The sequence below is a fragment of the Enterobacter cloacae complex sp. ECC445 genome, assembly GCF_021892025.1.
Lineage (GTDB): Bacteria > Pseudomonadota > Gammaproteobacteria > Enterobacterales > Enterobacteriaceae > Enterobacter > Enterobacter chengduensis.
Map to the genome: position 1 here is coordinate 330,947 of NZ_JAKLRZ010000003.1, position 15,646 is coordinate 346,592.

The 15,646-nt window shown below is 61.1% G+C and carries 15 protein-coding genes; 9 read left to right on the forward strand and 6 right to left on the reverse strand.

From position 1 onward, the window contains the following. Positions 1–256 precede the first annotated feature (256 nt). From xthA to L6R44_RS05140, 6 genes are all read left to right on the forward strand, one after another. Complete coding sequence (gene xthA / locus L6R44_RS05115) at positions 257–1,063, forward strand: exodeoxyribonuclease III (RefSeq protein WP_032639826.1); 807 nt, start codon at positions 257–259, stop codon at positions 1,061–1,063. Between the two features lie 6 nt (positions 1,064–1,069). Beyond that, the gene (locus tag L6R44_RS05120) at positions 1,070–1,753 is read left to right on the forward strand and encodes a TVP38/TMEM64 family protein (RefSeq protein WP_237423470.1); all 684 of its coding nucleotides are present in this window, start codon (positions 1,070–1,072) and stop codon (positions 1,751–1,753) included. A 15-nt stretch (positions 1,754–1,768) separates the two neighbouring features. Next, a complete protein-coding gene (locus L6R44_RS05125; protein WP_442876500.1) occupies positions 1,769–2,929 on the forward strand; it encodes an ABC transporter substrate-binding protein in 1,161 nt (386 codons plus the stop codon). Continuing rightward, a complete protein-coding gene (locus tag L6R44_RS05130) occupies positions 2,902–4,431 on the forward strand; it encodes a thiamine ABC transporter permease (RefSeq protein WP_237423472.1) in 1,530 nt (509 codons plus the stop codon). Before L6R44_RS05125 ends, L6R44_RS05130 begins: the two co-directional genes overlap by 28 nt. Beyond that, positions 4,431–5,051, forward strand: a complete 621-nt coding sequence (locus tag L6R44_RS05135; protein ID WP_237423473.1) for an ATP-binding cassette domain-containing protein — start codon at positions 4,431–4,433, stop codon at positions 5,049–5,051. Before L6R44_RS05130 ends, L6R44_RS05135 begins: the two co-directional genes overlap by 1 nt. A 73-nt stretch (positions 5,052–5,124) precedes the next feature. Then, the gene (locus L6R44_RS05140; protein WP_237423474.1) at positions 5,125–6,435 is read left to right on the forward strand and encodes a sulfurtransferase; all 1,311 of its coding nucleotides are present in this window, start codon (positions 5,125–5,127) and stop codon (positions 6,433–6,435) included. On the opposite strand, the gene L6R44_RS05145 is transcribed toward L6R44_RS05140, so the two are convergent. Beyond that, positions 6,425–7,042 (reverse strand): CDP-alcohol phosphatidyltransferase family protein, encoded by a 618-nt coding sequence (locus L6R44_RS05145; RefSeq protein WP_045327028.1) that lies wholly within the window; start codon positions 7,040–7,042, stop codon positions 6,425–6,427. The two genes, L6R44_RS05140 and L6R44_RS05145, sit on opposite strands and share 11 nt — an antisense overlap. Beyond that, on the reverse strand, positions 7,035–7,604 hold the full coding sequence (locus tag L6R44_RS05150; RefSeq protein WP_237423475.1) for a carboxymuconolactone decarboxylase family protein: 570 nt from the start codon (positions 7,602–7,604) through the stop codon (positions 7,035–7,037). The genes L6R44_RS05145 and L6R44_RS05150 overlap by 8 nt, the downstream gene beginning before the upstream one ends. Before the next feature lie 75 nt (positions 7,605–7,679). Here L6R44_RS05150 and L6R44_RS05155 point away from each other — a divergent pair, with 75 nt between their 5' ends. Continuing rightward, the gene (locus tag L6R44_RS05155; protein ID WP_032639811.1) at positions 7,680–8,096 is read left to right on the forward strand and encodes a pyrimidine (deoxy)nucleoside triphosphate diphosphatase; all 417 of its coding nucleotides are present in this window, start codon (positions 7,680–7,682) and stop codon (positions 8,094–8,096) included. Here L6R44_RS05155 and L6R44_RS05160 read toward each other — a convergent pair. After that, a complete protein-coding gene (locus L6R44_RS05160) occupies positions 8,056–8,334 on the reverse strand; it encodes a YnjH family protein (protein WP_032639809.1) in 279 nt (92 codons plus the stop codon). The two genes, L6R44_RS05155 and L6R44_RS05160, sit on opposite strands and share 41 nt — an antisense overlap. Positions 8,335–8,561: 227 nt before the next feature. Here L6R44_RS05160 and gdhA point away from each other — a divergent pair, with 227 nt between their 5' ends. After that, a complete protein-coding gene (gdhA, locus tag L6R44_RS05165) occupies positions 8,562–9,905 on the forward strand; it encodes an NADP-specific glutamate dehydrogenase (protein ID WP_032639807.1) in 1,344 nt (447 codons plus the stop codon). Between the two features lie 59 nt (positions 9,906–9,964). Here the strand turns inward: gdhA and L6R44_RS05170 are convergent, their stop codons facing one another. The 3 genes from L6R44_RS05170 to L6R44_RS05180 all read right to left on the reverse strand — a co-directional run bounded on the left by L6R44_RS05170 (position 9,965) and on the right by L6R44_RS05180 (position 13,588). Beyond that, a complete protein-coding gene (locus tag L6R44_RS05170) occupies positions 9,965–11,872 on the reverse strand; it encodes a DNA topoisomerase III (protein WP_237423476.1) in 1,908 nt (635 codons plus the stop codon). A 4-nt stretch (positions 11,873–11,876) separates the two neighbouring features. Beyond that, positions 11,877–12,920 (reverse strand): selenide, water dikinase SelD, encoded by a 1,044-nt coding sequence (selD, locus tag L6R44_RS05175; RefSeq protein WP_237423477.1) that lies wholly within the window; start codon positions 12,918–12,920, stop codon positions 11,877–11,879. Between the two features lie 116 nt (positions 12,921–13,036). Beyond that, positions 13,037–13,588 carry an NAD(P)H nitroreductase gene (locus L6R44_RS05180; protein ID WP_237423478.1) on the reverse strand — a complete coding sequence of 184 codons (552 nt, stop codon included), beginning with the start codon at positions 13,586–13,588 and terminating at the stop codon, positions 13,037–13,039. Between the two features lie 167 nt (positions 13,589–13,755). Here L6R44_RS05180 and sppA point away from each other — a divergent pair, with 167 nt between their 5' ends. Then, positions 13,756–15,612, forward strand: a complete 1,857-nt coding sequence (sppA, locus tag L6R44_RS05185; RefSeq protein WP_237423479.1) for a signal peptide peptidase SppA — start codon at positions 13,756–13,758, stop codon at positions 15,610–15,612. Positions 15,613–15,646: the final 34 nt, after the last annotated feature.

A 15,646-nucleotide genomic window follows, 5' to 3' on the forward strand; every position in this document is an offset into this window, starting at 1 on the left:
GAATATCTTTACGACAAGCGGCGCTTTGCCGCATGAAAATAAGAAAGAGTATGCAGAGGCCAAATATAATTCTGGAATTGTGATCGCTCGCGAAATTTATCGTCCATTTATGCTCCGTTTGGGGGCGAAGCGCGTCAGAATGGTGCAAATATTGCACCACCGGCATGATCTGTTGCAGTTATTGGCCATACCCGGTAACAGATGACGCAAATTCTGCTACCATCCTTGCACTATTCACCTTGCACTGGCAGCGACTATGAAATTTGTCTCTTTTAATATCAACGGCCTGCGTGCCCGCCCCCACCAGCTTGAAGCTATCGTTGAGCAACATCAGCCAGACGTGATTGGTTTGCAGGAGACGAAGGTTCACGACGACATGTTCCCCCTCGAAGAGGTGGCAAAACTCGGTTACAACGTCTTTTATCACGGCCAGAAAGGTCACTATGGCGTCGCGCTGCTGACCAAAGAGACGCCGGTTTCCGTGCGTCGCGGCTTCCCGGGCGACGGTGAAGAAGCACAGCGCCGCATCATCATGGCGGAGCTGCCTTCCCCGCTTGGGAACATTACCGTGATCAATGGTTACTTTCCCCAGGGCGAAAGCCGCGACCATCCAACCAAATTCCCGGCTAAAGCCAAGTTTTATCAGGATCTGCAGGACTATCTGACCACCGAGCTCAACAAAGACAATCCGGTGCTGATCATGGGTGATGTGAACATCAGCCCGACGGATCTCGATATCGGTATCGGCGAAGAAAACCGCAAGCGCTGGCTGCGCACCGGCAAATGCTCCTTCCTGCCGGAAGAGCGTGAGTGGATGGAGCGCCTGCTGGGCTGGGGCCTGGTGGATACGTTCCGCAATGCCAACCCGGAAACGCAGGACCGCTTCTCCTGGTTTGACTACCGCTCAAAAGGCTTTGACGACAACCGCGGCCTGCGTATCGACCTGCTGCTGGCCAGCTCTCCGCTGGCCGAGCGCTGCGTCGAAACCGGGATCGACTACGATATCCGCAGCATGGAAAAACCGTCTGACCACGCGCCGGTGTGGGCTAAATTCAAGCTGTAATGACGCGTGAACATTCCAAAAACGATCTTCCTGTGCGCCCTTCTGGGCGCATTTATTCTTATGTTTGTCATGCTTCCCCCGGGCACACTCTCCCTGGAAGGGATTAAACCGCACCAGCAGGCGCTCCTCTCCCACGTTGAACAGAAACCCCTGCAAAGCGCGCTGATCTTTTTTGCGCTCTATGTGGCGGTTTCCGCCCTGTCGATCCCCGGCGCGGCGATCCTCACCCTGCTTGGCGGGGCGTTATTTAGCCTGTGGGAAGGCACCCTGCTGGTGTCGTTTGCCTCCACGTTCGGGGCCACGCTGGCGATGCTCGCCAGCCGCTACCTGCTGCGCGACGTTGTCCAGCGGCGGTTTGCTCAGCAGATGAAAACGGTGAATGCCGGGATGGCGCGTGACGGCGCGGGCTATCTTTTTGCCCTGCGCCTGATGCCGCTGTTCCCGTTTTTCCTGGTCAATTTGCTGATGGGCCTGACCCGCATTCGCGTTTACCGCTACTGGTGGGTCAGCCAGATCGCCATGCTGCCCGCGACGGTGGTCTTTCTCAACGCCGGGCGCGAGCTGGGGAAATTGGCATCGCTGCACGATATTGTGTCGCCGGGCATGGTATTCGCCTTTACACTACTGGGGTTATTGCCGCTGGCTACCCGCTGGCTGTTTTCCCGTTACACCTCTTCGTTCAAAAAGTGAGGCATTATGCGCCGTGTGCGTTTCTGCACGTTTCTGACCGGGCTGCTGCTGGCAGCCCCTCTCTATGCCGCCGACGGCTGGCAGGCCATTCAGCAACAGGCCAAAGGCCAGACCGTCTGGCTTAACGGCTGGGGCGGCGATCCGGCGGTCAACCGCTATCTGGCGTGGGTGAGCGGTGAGATGCAAACGCACTATGCCATAACCCTCAAAATCGTCCCGCTGGCGGACGCTGCCGATGCGGTAAAACGGATCCAGACCGAAGCCGCCGCGGGGCGCAAGACCAACGGCTCGGTTGACCTGCTGTGGGTCAACGGCGAAAACTTCCGCACGCTGAAAGAGGCGAACCTGCTGCAAACCGGTTGGGCGCAGACGTTGCCAAACTGGCGCTATGTCGATACCCGCAAGCCCGTCACGGAGGATTTTGCGCTTCCCACAGACGGCGCGGAATCGCCGTGGGGCGGCGCGCAGCTGACCTTTATCGCCCGCAAAGCCAGCATGCCGACGCCACCGGAGGATCCTCAGGCGCTGCTGGCTTACGCGCAGCAGCACCCGGGCAAAGTGAGCTACCCTCGCCCGCCCGATTTTACCGGTACCGCGTTCCTTGAGCAGCTGCTGATGACGCTCACCGCGCATCCGCAGGCGCTGAAAAAAGCCCCCGATGACACCTTTGCCCAGGTGACCTCGCCGCTCTGGGCCTACCTCGATAAACTGCACCCGCTGCTGTGGCGTGAAGGAAAAGATTTCCCGCCTTCCCCTGCGCGCATGGATACCCTGCTTGCCAGCGGCAGCCTGAACCTGTCGCTGACCTTTAACCCGGCGCATGCCCAGCAGAAAGTGGCGAGCGGCGAACTGCCCGCCGACAGCTACAGCTTTGGTTTCCAGAGCGGAATGCTCGGTAACGTCCATTTTGTGGCGATTCCGGCCAATGCCGGCGCGAGCGCGGGGGCGAAAGTGGTCGCCAATTTCCTGCTGTCGCCGCAGGCGCAAATCCGCAAGGCCGACCCGGCCATCTGGGGCGATCCGAGCGTGCTGGATGCAAAAACGCTGCCCGAAGGTGAAGCGAAACGGCTGCTAGCCCACACGCCTCAGGGGCTGCCGAAGGTGCTTGCCGAGCCGCAGTCCGCCTGGGTGAACGCGCTGGAGCAGGAATGGCTGCGTCGCTACGGCACCCGCTAAGCTGGCTCGTCTGGCTGGCGATGGCGGTCATTTATCTGCCGCTCCTGCCCGCCAGCGCCATGCTGCTTGCCCCGGCGTTTTCTGTCGTTAACTGGCAGTGGCTGCTGAACGACCCACAATTGCCTCAGGCCGCCATCGCCACGCTGGTTTCAACGCTTATCGCCACGCTGGGGGCGTTGTTTATCGCCCTTTCTCTCGTAGCCCTTTTCTGGCCTGGCAAACGCTGGCGGCGTCTCAGTACGCGCCTGCCGTGGCTGCTGGCCGTGCCCCATGTCGCTTTCGCCACCAGCGCGCTGCTGCTGTTTGCCGAAGGCGGCCTGTTTTATCAGATCTGCACCGTCTGCTCGCCTACATTTGACCGCTACGGCATCGGACTGGGCCTGACGCTCGCGGTCAAAGAGAGCGCGTTTGTTCTGTGGGCCATTTACGCCGTGCTGCCGGAACAACGGCTCGCGCAGCAGAAGATCGTTCTGCAAACCTTCGGCTACGGGCGTTTTCAGGCGCTTAACTGGCTGCTCCTTCCGGCGATCGCGCCGGTACTCGGCGCGGTGATGCTGGCGGTGCTGGCGTGGTCGCTGTCGGTCGTGGACGTGGCGATCGTTCTCGGGCCCGGCAACCCGCCGACCCTGGCCGTGCTGGCCTGGCAGTGGCTGAGCCAGGGCGACGCGCAGCAGCAGGCAAAAGGGACGCTGCTGTGCCTGCTTCTCCTTCTGCTGCTGGCCGCGCTAGCCCTCCTCGGATACGGCCTCTGGAAGGCATGGCGCCGCACGTTTCTCGATCTAAGCGGAACGCGTCCCCGGACGCCGCTCGTCCTGCCAGAGCGGGCACTGGGCGGGTTTCTGCCCGCGTGCGGCGTCCTGTGCGCCGCGGTGCTGCTGATGCTGGCGCAGCGGGATGACGTTGGCCCGGTGGGGACCAGCCTTTCCTTCGGCCTGCTTTCAGGCCTGATTGCCCTGGCCGTCGGCCTGCTCTGGCTGGAATGGGGCCCGCAGTGCGGCGCGCTGTGGGTGTGGTCACCGCTCGCCCTTCCGGCGCTGCCGCTCGTGACCGGCCAGTACGCGATTGCGTTGCGCCTGGGCGTCGACGGGCGCTATGCCGCCGTGCTCTGGAGCCACCTGCTGTGGGTATTCCCGTGGACGCTTTTGGTGCTCCAGCCCGCCTGGCAAAGGCTCGATCCCCGGCTTATCCTTACCGCCAGAACGCTCGGCTGGCGACGGGAAAAAATATTCTTACTGCTGAAGTGCCCTCTGCTGGTGCGCCCTGCGCTGCTGGCCTTTGCCACAGGCTTTTCCGTCAGCATGGCGCAATACATGCCGACGCTGTGGCTGGGCGCGGGGCGGTTCGCCACGCTGACCACCGAAACCGTCGCGCTCAGCAGCGGAGGCAGTATCCCCATTCTCGCGAACCGGGCGCTGGGATTACTGCTGGTCACGGGCACGGTATTTGGTCTTGCCGCCCTGCTATCCCGGCTCGTGGGCCGCTACCGACAAGGGTTACGTTAATGCTGAAGGTCAACAATCTCACCATCGAACCGCTTTTCCGCGGGGTCAGTTTTTGCGTTCCCCGCGGGGAGATCGTTACCCTGATGGGGCCGTCCGGCAGCGGCAAATCGACCCTTTTTGCCTGGATGGTCGGCGCGCTGTCAGACGACTTTCAGGCACGGGGCGAACTGTGGCTCGACGCGCGGCGCTGCGACGGTCTTCCCGTTGCATCCCGCGGGCTGGGCATTCTCTTTCAGGACGCGCTGCTGTTTGACGCTTTTAGCGTCGGGCAGAATTTGCTGCTGGCCTTGCCCGGGCGCATCGCCGGACGCGCGCGGCGCGAAGCGGTCGAGCAGGCGCTGGATTCCGCCGGGCTGAGCGGTCATTACGCCAGCGATCCGGCCACCCTTTCCGGCGGAGAGCGCGCCCGGGTCAGCCTGCTGCGCGCCCTGCTCGCCGAGCCGCAGGCGCTGCTGCTGGATGAACCGTTCAGCCGCCTCGATAAAGCGTTGCGCACGACGTTTCGCGCCTGGGTATTTGACACCCTGCGCGCGCGCAATATCCCGGTGGTGCTGGTCACGCACGATGAGGACGATATTCCGCCCGGCGGCGAGCTGATTGAGATTTCTCGCTGGCAATAATGTGCTAACGCAATGTTTTCCGTTTCGGGAGAGACGACAATGCCCCCCTCTTTTACTGACGTCAGGCTATTCGATGAAACGTGTTTCTCAACTGACCGCGCAGGCCCTGCTCTGCGGCCTCGCCTCTTTTTCCTCTCTGGCGGCTGATATGCCCAACGCGATGACGCTGTCCCAGCTTCAGGCGCAGCACGGCACGCCCGTCGACACCCGCCCCAGCGCCTTCTACAACGGCTGGCCGCAGACCCTGAGCGGCCCCTCCGGGCATGAACCCGCCGCCCTTAACCTTGCGGCCAGCTGGCTTAGCGCAATGAGCGACGAGCAGATTGCGCGCTGGGCAAAACAGCATCAGCTGACGCCCGCAGCGGCCATCGCGCTCTACGGCGACGAGACCGATAACCGGGCGGTGAAAGCCCGCCTGGAGAAAGCCGGTTTCCGCCACGTTTCGCTGCTCAGCGACGCGCTGCAGACGCCCGACCGCCTTCAGCGCCTGCCCCATTTTGAACAGCTGGTTTACCCGCAGTGGATCCAGCGCCTCCAGCAGGGTAAACCCGTGACCGCCGCGCCTGCGGGTGACTGGAAAGTGATTGAAGCCGCCTGGGGCGCGCCGAAGCTTTACCTGCTGAGCCACATTCCCGGCGCGGGCTATATCGATACCAACGAGGTGGAAAGCGAGCCGCTGTGGAATAAAGTCTCCGACGACAGGCTGAAAGCGATGCTGGCGAAGCACGGGATCCGCCACGATACCACCGTCATTTTGTATGGCCGCGACGTCTACGCCGCCGCGCGCGTGGCGCAGATTATGCTGTATGCGGGCGTGAAGGACGTGCGTATTCTCGACGGCGGCTGGAAGGCGTGGTCAGATGCCGGTCTGCCGGTTGAGCGCGGCACGCCCGCGAACGTGACGCCTGCGCCCGATTTCGGCGCGCCGATCCCCGGCCAGCCGCAGCTGATGGTCGATATGGACCAGGCGCGCGGCATGCTGCACCGTCAGGACGCCTCCCTGGTCAGCATTCGTTCGTGGCCGGAGTTCATCGGCGAAACCAGCGGCTACAGCTACATCAAGCCAAAAGGTGAGATTGCCGGTGCCCGCTGGGGTCACGCGGGCAGCGATGCCACCCACATGGAGGATTTCCATAACCCGGATGGCACCATGCGCAGCGCTGACGACATCGCCGCCATGTGGAAAACGTGGCATATCCTGCCGGAACAGCAGGTCGCGTTTTACTGCGGCACCGGCTGGCGGGCGTCCGAAACCTTTATGTACGCCCGGGCGATGGGCTGGAAAAACGTCGCCGTCTATGACGGCGGGTGGTACGAATGGAGCAGCCACCCGCAAAACCCGGTGACCACCGGTGAACGCGGGCCAGATAGCGCTAAGAATTAAGTGACCTCAGCGTCACGTAGCCGCTCCAGACGCGCGTTGTGGTGGTCAGCCAGCACAGCGCGCCGAATACCCACGCGAACAGCGTAAAGTGCGCCGGGAAGAGGCAGCACAGCACGAACAGCGCGATAGTCTCCGTTCCCTCCGTTAACCCGCCGATATAGTAAAACGACTTGTGCGCATAGCCGGGGTTGTCGATGTCGTGTTTTGCCGCCAGCGCCGCAAAGGCCAGAAAGCTGCTGCCGGTCCCGATAAACGCAAACAGCAGCCAGGCGGCCGCCAGCGCGTTCTCAGCGGGTGCTGCCAGCGCAAAGCCAAACGGCACGAGGGCGTAGAACAGAAAATCGAGCGCAATATCGAGAAACCCTCCCGCATCTGTTAATCCTCTGCGGCGCGCCAGCGCGCCGTCCAGACCGTCCAGCAGGCGGTTCAGGACGATGGCGACCAGCGCCGCCGGATACCAGCCGAGGGCCAGAAACGGCAGCGCCAGCACGCCAACGGCAAACCCGGTCAGGGTTAAGCCGTCGGGGGTGATGCCCGGCTTATCCAGCACGGAAACCAGACGATGCAGAACGGGCTTAACCCGCGGGTGGAGGTGACGGTCAAGCATCGGGCTTCCCTGTAAACGTGGCGCACAGCCCCTGCGCCGGAATATCCAGCGCGGCGTTAAAGCGGGCGGAGAGATTCTGAAAGGCAATGAGCGCCGTCATCTCGGTGATGGCGTCATCCGTAAAGTGGCGCTTCAGCGCCGTTCTGATGGCCTCGTCCACATGGGGCGGCGTGGCGGTCACCGCCTCGGCGTAGGCCAGCGCCGCGCGCTCCTGCTCCGTAAACAAGGCGGAATTTTGCCAGTCGCCCACGGCCTGCACCTTATCCAGCGCCCCGCAGCGCTCGGCCAGCCGCAGGCTGTTGGCATCAATACAGAACGCGCAGTGGCAGAGCTGGGACACCCGCGTCATGAGCAGCGAACGAAGCGCGGGCGTCAGGCGCGCGCGGCGACGCTCCAGAAAGCCGACGAACAGCGCCACCAGCCAGAACAGACGAGGCATGCGCCCCCACCAGCGGGTGGGATTCAGCACCGCGCCAAAATGCTTTTTCTGCATGGCGGCAATTGGCTTAAGGCTGGCGGGAAGGGATTCGAGGGGGGCAACCCAGGCGTTCGTCTCTTTCACCTGATTCTCCTGATAGCTGGACTCTGAGAAAGGGCACGATAATATGTCTTTTTTTGCCATCAATTATTGACGACCATGCTGAAAACACTCGATGTCGTTGCCGCCATCATCGAAAAAGACGACAACATTTTACTCGCGCAGCGCCCTGCCCACGCCGACCAGCCCGGAATGTGGGAATTTGCCGGCGGCAAAGTGGAGGCGGGTGAAACCCAGCCCGAGGCGCTTGTCCGCGAGCTGCGTGAGGAGCTGGGGATTGACGCCCTGCCGGGACAATACGTGGCAAGCCACCAGCGGGAAGTCTCGCAGCGCGTAATCAACCTGCACGCCTGGCACGTTCCTGCCTTTCGCGGCGAGCTCACGGCGCACTACCACAGCGCGCTCGCGTGGTGTACGCCGGAAGAGGCGTTTAGCTACGCCTTAGCCCCCGCGGATATTCCGCTCCTGGAAGCGTTTATTGCTTTACGCGACGCCAGACGAGCGGGTTCGTGCTGACAGTGCGCTCGTCGCGCTGGCACTGCAGCAGCACGCCCTCCGCTTTCACCACCGCCCCCTCAGAGTAGTTCTGATTCTGATAGATACAGCACTGATTGCAGGGCTGCACCGTTTGATTCTGGCCGCTGGCGCTAAACACCTCCGGCGGTACATTCACTTCCACATCCGGGCGAAGGCGGTCAGCCTGCGCGCCTGCGGTCAGCATTAAGGCTAACGCGCCCATTACGTAACGGTTCATAGACTTACCTTCCTGTTATGTCCTGATAATGACTATAACGGTAAATCGCGCAGAACCTTTAATTTAACGCATCATCGCTTTTTGTTATGACCCGACTCGGGTCATTAATTTCCCTTTCCTTATAAATTTATGCTTGCCTCACAAAGCAGTACGGGTGGTATAGTCAAAAAAACAACACAAATCGCATAAGTCATAGGCAAACATTATTATAAGAGGTTCTTATATCTATGGATCAGACACGCTCTCTGGAAAGTTTCCTTGCCCACGTTCAGCAGCGCGACCCGCACCAAAGCGAGTTCGCGCAGGCCGTGCGTGAAGTGATGACCACCCTGTGGCCCTTCCTTGAACAAAACCCGCGTTATCGCCAGATGTCGCTGCTTGAACGCCTTGTCGAGCCCGAGCGGGTGATCCAGTTCCGCGTGGCCTGGGTGGACGATCGCAACCAGGTGCAGGTCAACCGCGCGTGGCGCGTGCAGTTTAACTCGGCCATTGGTCCGTTTAAGGGGGGCATGCGTTTTCATCCCTCCGTCAACCTGTCGATCCTGAAATTCCTCGGCTTCGAGCAGACCTTTAAAAACGCCCTCACCACGCTGCCGATGGGCGGCGGGAAAGGCGGCAGCGATTTCGACCCGAAGGGCAAAAGCGAAGGTGAAGTCATGCGTTTCTGCCAGGCGCTGATGACCGAACTCTGGCGCCATCTCGGCCCGGATACCGACGTGCCTGCCGGTGATATCGGCGTGGGCGGACGCGAAGTGGGCTTTATGGCCGGGATGATGAAAAAGCTCTCGAACAACAGCGCCTGCGTCTTTACCGGCAAGGGGCTGTCGTTTGGCGGGAGCCTGATCCGCCCGGAAGCCACGGGCTATGGGCTGGTCTACTTCACCGAGGCCATGCTCAAGCGTCACGGTTTAGGCTTTGAAGGGATGCGCGTCGCGGTGTCCGGCTCCGGTAACGTGGCGCAGTACGCCATTGAGAAAGCGATGCAGTTTGGCGCTCGCGTGGTGACCGCCTCTGACTCCAGCGGCACGGTGGTGGATGAAGCGGGCTTCACGGCGGAAAAACTGGCGCGCCTGTGTGACATCAAAGCCAGCCGCGACGGCCGGGTGGCGGATTATGCCCGCGAGTTTGGCCTGACCTATCTGGAAGGGAAACAGCCGTGGGGCGTGCCGGTGGATATCGCCCTGCCGTGCGCCACGCAGAACGAGCTGGACGTGGAGGCCGCGCGTACGTTGATTAGCAACGGCGTAAAAGCGGTGGCCGAAGGGGCGAATATGCCGACCACCATAGACGCGACGGATCTGTTCCTGGAAGCGGGCGTGCTGTTTGCACCGGGCAAGGCCGCTAACGCAGGCGGCGTGGCGACCTCCGGGCTCGAGATGGCGCAAAACGCCGCGCGTCTCGGCTGGAAGGCGGAAAAGGTGGATGCGCGCCTGCACCACATCATGCTCGATATTCATCACGCCTGCGTGGAGTACGGCGGTGAAGCGTCGCAAACCAACTACGTGCGCGGGGCGAATATCGCCGGGTTCGTGAAGGTGGCGGACGCGATGATTGGGCAGGGCGTGATTTAAAGTTTATATCATGCGGCCGGGCGCCCTCTCCCACAGGGAGAGGGCGAAAACCGGGCGTATCAGGCCGCGCTTTTCTTCTTTTTAAACGGTTTCTTCGCGCCGCCACCGGGTGCAACCATTCCTCTGAACGTTTTCACCGGCGTGCTGCGCGCCTGATCGATCAGCTGATAAAGCGTCCCGACCAGCGGCTGCATAAAGTCCTGATAGCGGCACTGCTTCTCGCTGATCTGCGTCAGCACCGATTCCCAGTGCGCCGTCATGTCCGGCCTGGCGGCCAGCTCCGGCAGCGAGTGAATCAGCGCGCGGCCCGGCTCTGTCGAATGGATATAGCGCCCTTTTTTCTCGAGAAAACCGCGCTTAAAGAGCAGCTCGATGATCCCCGCGCGCGTTGCTTCCGTCCCCAGACCGTCGGTGGCGCGGAGGATCTTCTTCAGATCTTTATCCTGCACAAAGCGGGCGATCCCGGTCATCGCCGACAGCAGCGTCGCATCGGTGAAATGGCGCGGCGGCTGGGTCTGACGTTCAACCACTTCGCCCTTTTCGCACAGCAGTTCGTCATCTTTGGCGACCACCGGCAGCGGCGTGCCGTCGTTCTCTTCGTCACGCTCTTTATTCCCCAGCAGCGTGCGCCAGCCGGCTTCCGCGAGGAAGCGCGCTTTGGCAATGAATTTGCCTTTAGCAATCTCCAGCTCAATCACGCACTTACGGAATACGGCGTCCGGGCAGAACTGCATCAGGTACTGTCGGGCGATCAGGTTATAGACCTTCGCTTCGTTATCCGTCAGGTTAACGCCGCTGGCGCGCGCCGTCGGGATAATCGCGTGGTGGGCATCCACCTTTTTATCGTCCCAGCAGCGGTTATGGGTGTCCGGGTTCACCGCCGGCTGCGGCAGCAGGTCCGGCGCGTGCACGCTAATGGCGTTCATCACCGAATGGCGACCGGCAAAATGCTCTTCCGGCAGATAGCGGCTGTCCGAACGCGGGTAGGTGATGAGCTTGTGGGTTTCATAGAGCTTCTGGCAGATGTCCAGCACGTTCTGCGCGCTCAGGCCAAAGCGCTTCGCGGCCTCAATCTGCAGGGCCGACAGCGAAAACGGCAGCGGCGCAGGTTCTGATTCCCGTTTATCGTTATAGCTGGTCACGATAGCGGGCTGACCGGTGATGCGGTTAACCACATGCTCCGCCAGCGGACGATGCAGCAACCGCCCCTCTTCATCCTGGTAAGACTCGCAGGCGTCGCTCGGCTGCCAGACGGCGGTAAAGCGCTCGTCTTTCGGCGTGACGATATGCGCCTTCACTTCAAAGAAATCTTTGGGGACGAAGTTCTCGATCTCTTCGTCGCGACGCACGACCAGCCCCAGCACCGGCGTCTGCACGCGGCCCACGGAGAGTACGCCCTGATAGCCCGCGTTACGCCCAAGAATGGTGTAGGCGCGGGTCATGTTGATACCGTACAGCCAGTCGGCGCGAGCGCGTGCAAGCGCCGAGACGCAGAGCGGGATAAACTCGCTGTTGGCGCGCAGGCGCGAAATGGCTCGCTCCACCGCCTGCGGGTTGAGGTCGTTAATCAGGCAGCGCTGCACCTGCTGGCGCTTTTCCGCCGCCAGCTCAAGGTAGTCCAGCACCTCATCCACCAGCAGCTGACCTTCCCTGTCCGGGTCACCCGCGTGCACGATTTCATCGGCTTCATGCAGGAAGCGCTTGATCACGTTGAGCTGTTTGGTGACGGAGGGACGGGGCTGCAGGCGCCATTTTTCCGGCACGATGGGCAGATCGTTCAAATTCCAGCGGGCGTAGCGGCTGTCGTAGACGTCCGGCTGCGCCTGCTCAAGCAGGTGACCAATACACCAGGTGACCACCTGCCCGTTACCGCATTCGATAAAGCCGTCGCCCTTTCGGTGCGGCTTAGGCAGCACGTCGGCAATGGCGCGGGCCAGGCTCGGCTTTTCGGCAATAAACAACCGCATCGAATTAACGGATCTCAATCATCGGTCGGCCACCGCGCGCGCTCACCAGCTCGCCGATCGCCGTCAGGGTGATACCGAACTCCGCAGCGGTCGCCTGAACCTCGGCTTCGGATTCCGGCGTGACCGCCAGCAGCAGGCCGCCGGAGGTTTGCGGATCGCACAGCAGGTTGCGCCACTCCTCAGGCATTTCGCCCATCAGGTGACCGTAGCTGGCGAAGTTGCGCTGGGTACCGCCCGGAACGGCGCCCTGCGCAATATACGCTTCCACGCCCGGCAGCTTCGGCACGTCCTGATACCAGACCTGCGCCTGCACGCCCGCGCCCTGACACACTTCCGAGAGGTGCCCCAGCAGACCAAAACCGGTGACGTCGGTCATCGCCTTCACGCCGTCGATATTGGCGAATGCCGCACCGGCGAGGTTCATCTGGCACATGACTTCGGTTGCCAGCCCTTTGTGCTCCGGCTTCAGCAGGGATTTTTTCTCGGCGGTGGTCAGCACGCCAATGCCCAGCGGCTTGGTGAGGAACAGCCTGCAGCCCGCCTGCGCGGTGCTGTTGCGCTTCACGCGCTCGGTCGGCACCACCCCGGTAACGGCCAGGCCGAAGATAGGTTCAGGGGCATCAATCGAGTGACCGCCGGCCAGCGCAATTCCCGCCTGCTGGCAGGCGAAACGCCCGCCATCAATCACCTCGCGGGCGACTTCCGGCGGGATGGTGTTGATCGGCCAGCCCAGAATGGCAATCGCCATGATCGGCTTACCGCCCATGGCGAAGATATCGCTGATGGCGTTGGTGGCCGCAATGCGCCCGAAGTCGAACGGGTTATCGACAATCGGCATAAAGAAGTCGGTGGTGCTGATAATGCTGGTGCCGTTACCTAAGTCATAAACTGCAGCATCGTCACGCGTTTCATTGCCGACAAGCAGGTTCGGGTCGACAAACTTCGCCTGTTCGCTGTGCAGGATGGTCTCCAGCACTTTAGGGGAAATTTTACAACCGCAACCGGCTCCGTGGCTGTACTGCGTTAAACGAATGGTTTGCTCGCTCATGGACGTCTCCTGTCATCTCAATCGCGCTATGGTAGCGCTCATTCCATAAAGAGGTAAGTATGACTGTCTGAATTCTGCGGCGGATGCTCAGAATCCAGACAGTTTAGCGCGGGTTATCAGAAGCGGCTGACGAAAGGCGTGGTGTCCGGCACGCTGATGGTGCTGGAGGCTTTAAGCTGCGGGGTACCGAGGTAGAGGAAACCGACAATTTTGTCGTGCTCGCCGCAGCCAAAACCGTCGCGAACCGCCGGGCTTTCGGTCAGCGCACCGGTGCGCCAGATGCCGTTAAACCCTTGCGCGACGGCGGCCATCTGCATCGCCATCACCGCACAGCCTGCGGACATTTCCTGCTCCCAGACCGGCACCTTATGGTCCGCATGGCATTTCGCCACGACGGCGATAATCATCGGCGCGCGGAACGGAGCATTGCGCGCCTTGTCGATGCCTTTCTCATCCTGCCCGGCGGCAATCGCGCCCTGCTCCAGCAGCTGGCTGAAACGATCGCGGCCTTCGCCTTCAATCACAAAGAAGTGCCACGGCTGCAGCGTGCCGTGATCGGGGGCACGCATGCCGGCACGCAGAATGTTCTCCAGCTGCTCGCCTGCCGGGGCAGGTTCGGCCAGACGGGAAGCGCTACGGCGGTTAACAAGCAGTTCGAGTGCGTCCATTGGTTAACTCCTTTCTTGAAATTTACTCACAAAATTAACACGGCGGCAGATTTTGTTACAGCCTGGCAGGCGATTCCTGCTGACAAGTGGCGGTTGGGTCATTACGATAACTCAACATTACCGTCCAGTGGCGACGGAAACAGTCATTTTCTGGTTAGGGAGAATACATGCGAACCCTTTGGCGAATCATTGCCGGTTTCTTTAAATGGACGTGGAGACTGCTCAACTTCGTCCGCAACCTGGTGATGAACATCTTCTTCATCTTCCTGGTTCTGGTTTGCGCGGGCATCTGGATGCATATCAGTAACGCGAATCAGGCGCAGCATTCCACTCGCGGGGCGCTGTTACTGGATATCACCGGCGTAATCGTGGATAAACCGTCAGCCAGCAACCGTCTGGGCGTCATCAGCCGTCAGCTGTTTGGCGCCACGTCAGACCGTCTGCAGGAAAACTCCCTGTTCGATATCGTGGACACCATCCGCCAGGCCAAAGACGACCGCAACATCACCGGCATCGTGCTGGATCTGAAAGATTTTGCCGGCGGCGATCAGCCTTCTATGCAGTATATCGGTAAAGCGCTGCGCGAATTCCGCGACAGCGGCAAGCCGGTGATTGCCGTGGGCGACAGCTACAGTCAGGGGCAATATTATCTGGCGAGCTTCGCCAATAAAATCTGGCTCTCCCCGCAGGGTACGGTCGATCTGCACGGCTTTGCCACCAACGGCCTGTACTACAAATCGCTCCTCGACAAGCTGAAGGTCACCACCCACGTCTTCCGCGTCGGCACGTATAAGTCTGCCGTCGAGCCGTTTATCCGCGACGACATGTCCCCTGCCGCCCGCGAAGCGGACAGCCGCTGGATTGGCGAGCTGTGGCAGAACTATCTGGGCACCGTTGCCGCGAACCGCCAGATGACGCCCGAGCAGGTGTTCCCGGGCGCGCAGGGCGTGCTGGAAGGCCTGCGTAAAGTTGACGGCGACACCGCGAAATATGCCCTCGATAACAAACTGGTTGATGCCCTGGGCACCAGCGCCGAGATTGAAAAATCCCTGAGCAAACAGTTTGGCTGGAGCAAAGAGGACAAAAATTACAGCGCCATCAGCATGTATGATTACGCTGCGAAAAAACCGGACGACCGCGGTGACAGCGTCGCGGTGGTCTTTGCCAACGGCGCCATCATGGACGGTCAGGAGACTCCGGGGAACGTGGGCGGCGATACGACCGCGTCACAAATTCGCGATGCGCGCCTGGATCCGAAAGTGAAGGCGATTGTCCTGCGGGTCAACAGCCCTGGCGGCAGCGTCAGCGCCTCCGAGGTGATCCGTGCTGAGCTGGCCGCAGCGCGCGCCGCCGGCAAGCCGGTGGTGGTGTCGATGGGCGGAATGGCCGCTTCCGGAGGTTACTGGATCTCCACGCCAGCCAACTACATCGTGGCTAACCCAAGCACGCTGACCGGCTCGATTGGCATCTTCGGGGTGATCAACACCGTAGAGAACAGCCTGGATTATCTGGGCGTGCATACCGATGGCGTAGCGACCTCTCCGCTGGCGGATGTGTCGGTGACCAAATCCCTGCCGCCGGAAGTCTCGGAGATGATGCAGCTCAGCATTGAGAACGGCTATAAACGCTTTATCACCCTGGTGGCCGACTCGCGTAAAAAGACGCCTGAGCAGATCGACCAGATTGCGCAGGGCCACGTCTGGACCGGTCAGGATGCGAAGAGCAACGGTCTGGTGGACAGCCTGGGCGACTTCGATGACGCGGTGAAGAAAGCCGCCGAACTGGCGAAGCTGAAGCAGTGGCATATCGAGTATTACCAGGACGAACCGTCGTTCTTCGATATGGTCATGAACAGCATGTCCGGCTCGGTACGCGCCATGCTGCCGGAAGCGCTGCAGGCTTACCTGCCTGCGCCGGTCGCCACGGCGGCAAAAGCGATGAAGGCAGAGAGCGACAAGCTTGCGGCCTTTAACGATCCACAGAGTCGTTACGCGTTTTGCCTGACCTGCGCGAACGTCCGCTAAAAACCGTCCCCTCTTCCCGCGAAGAGGGGATTTT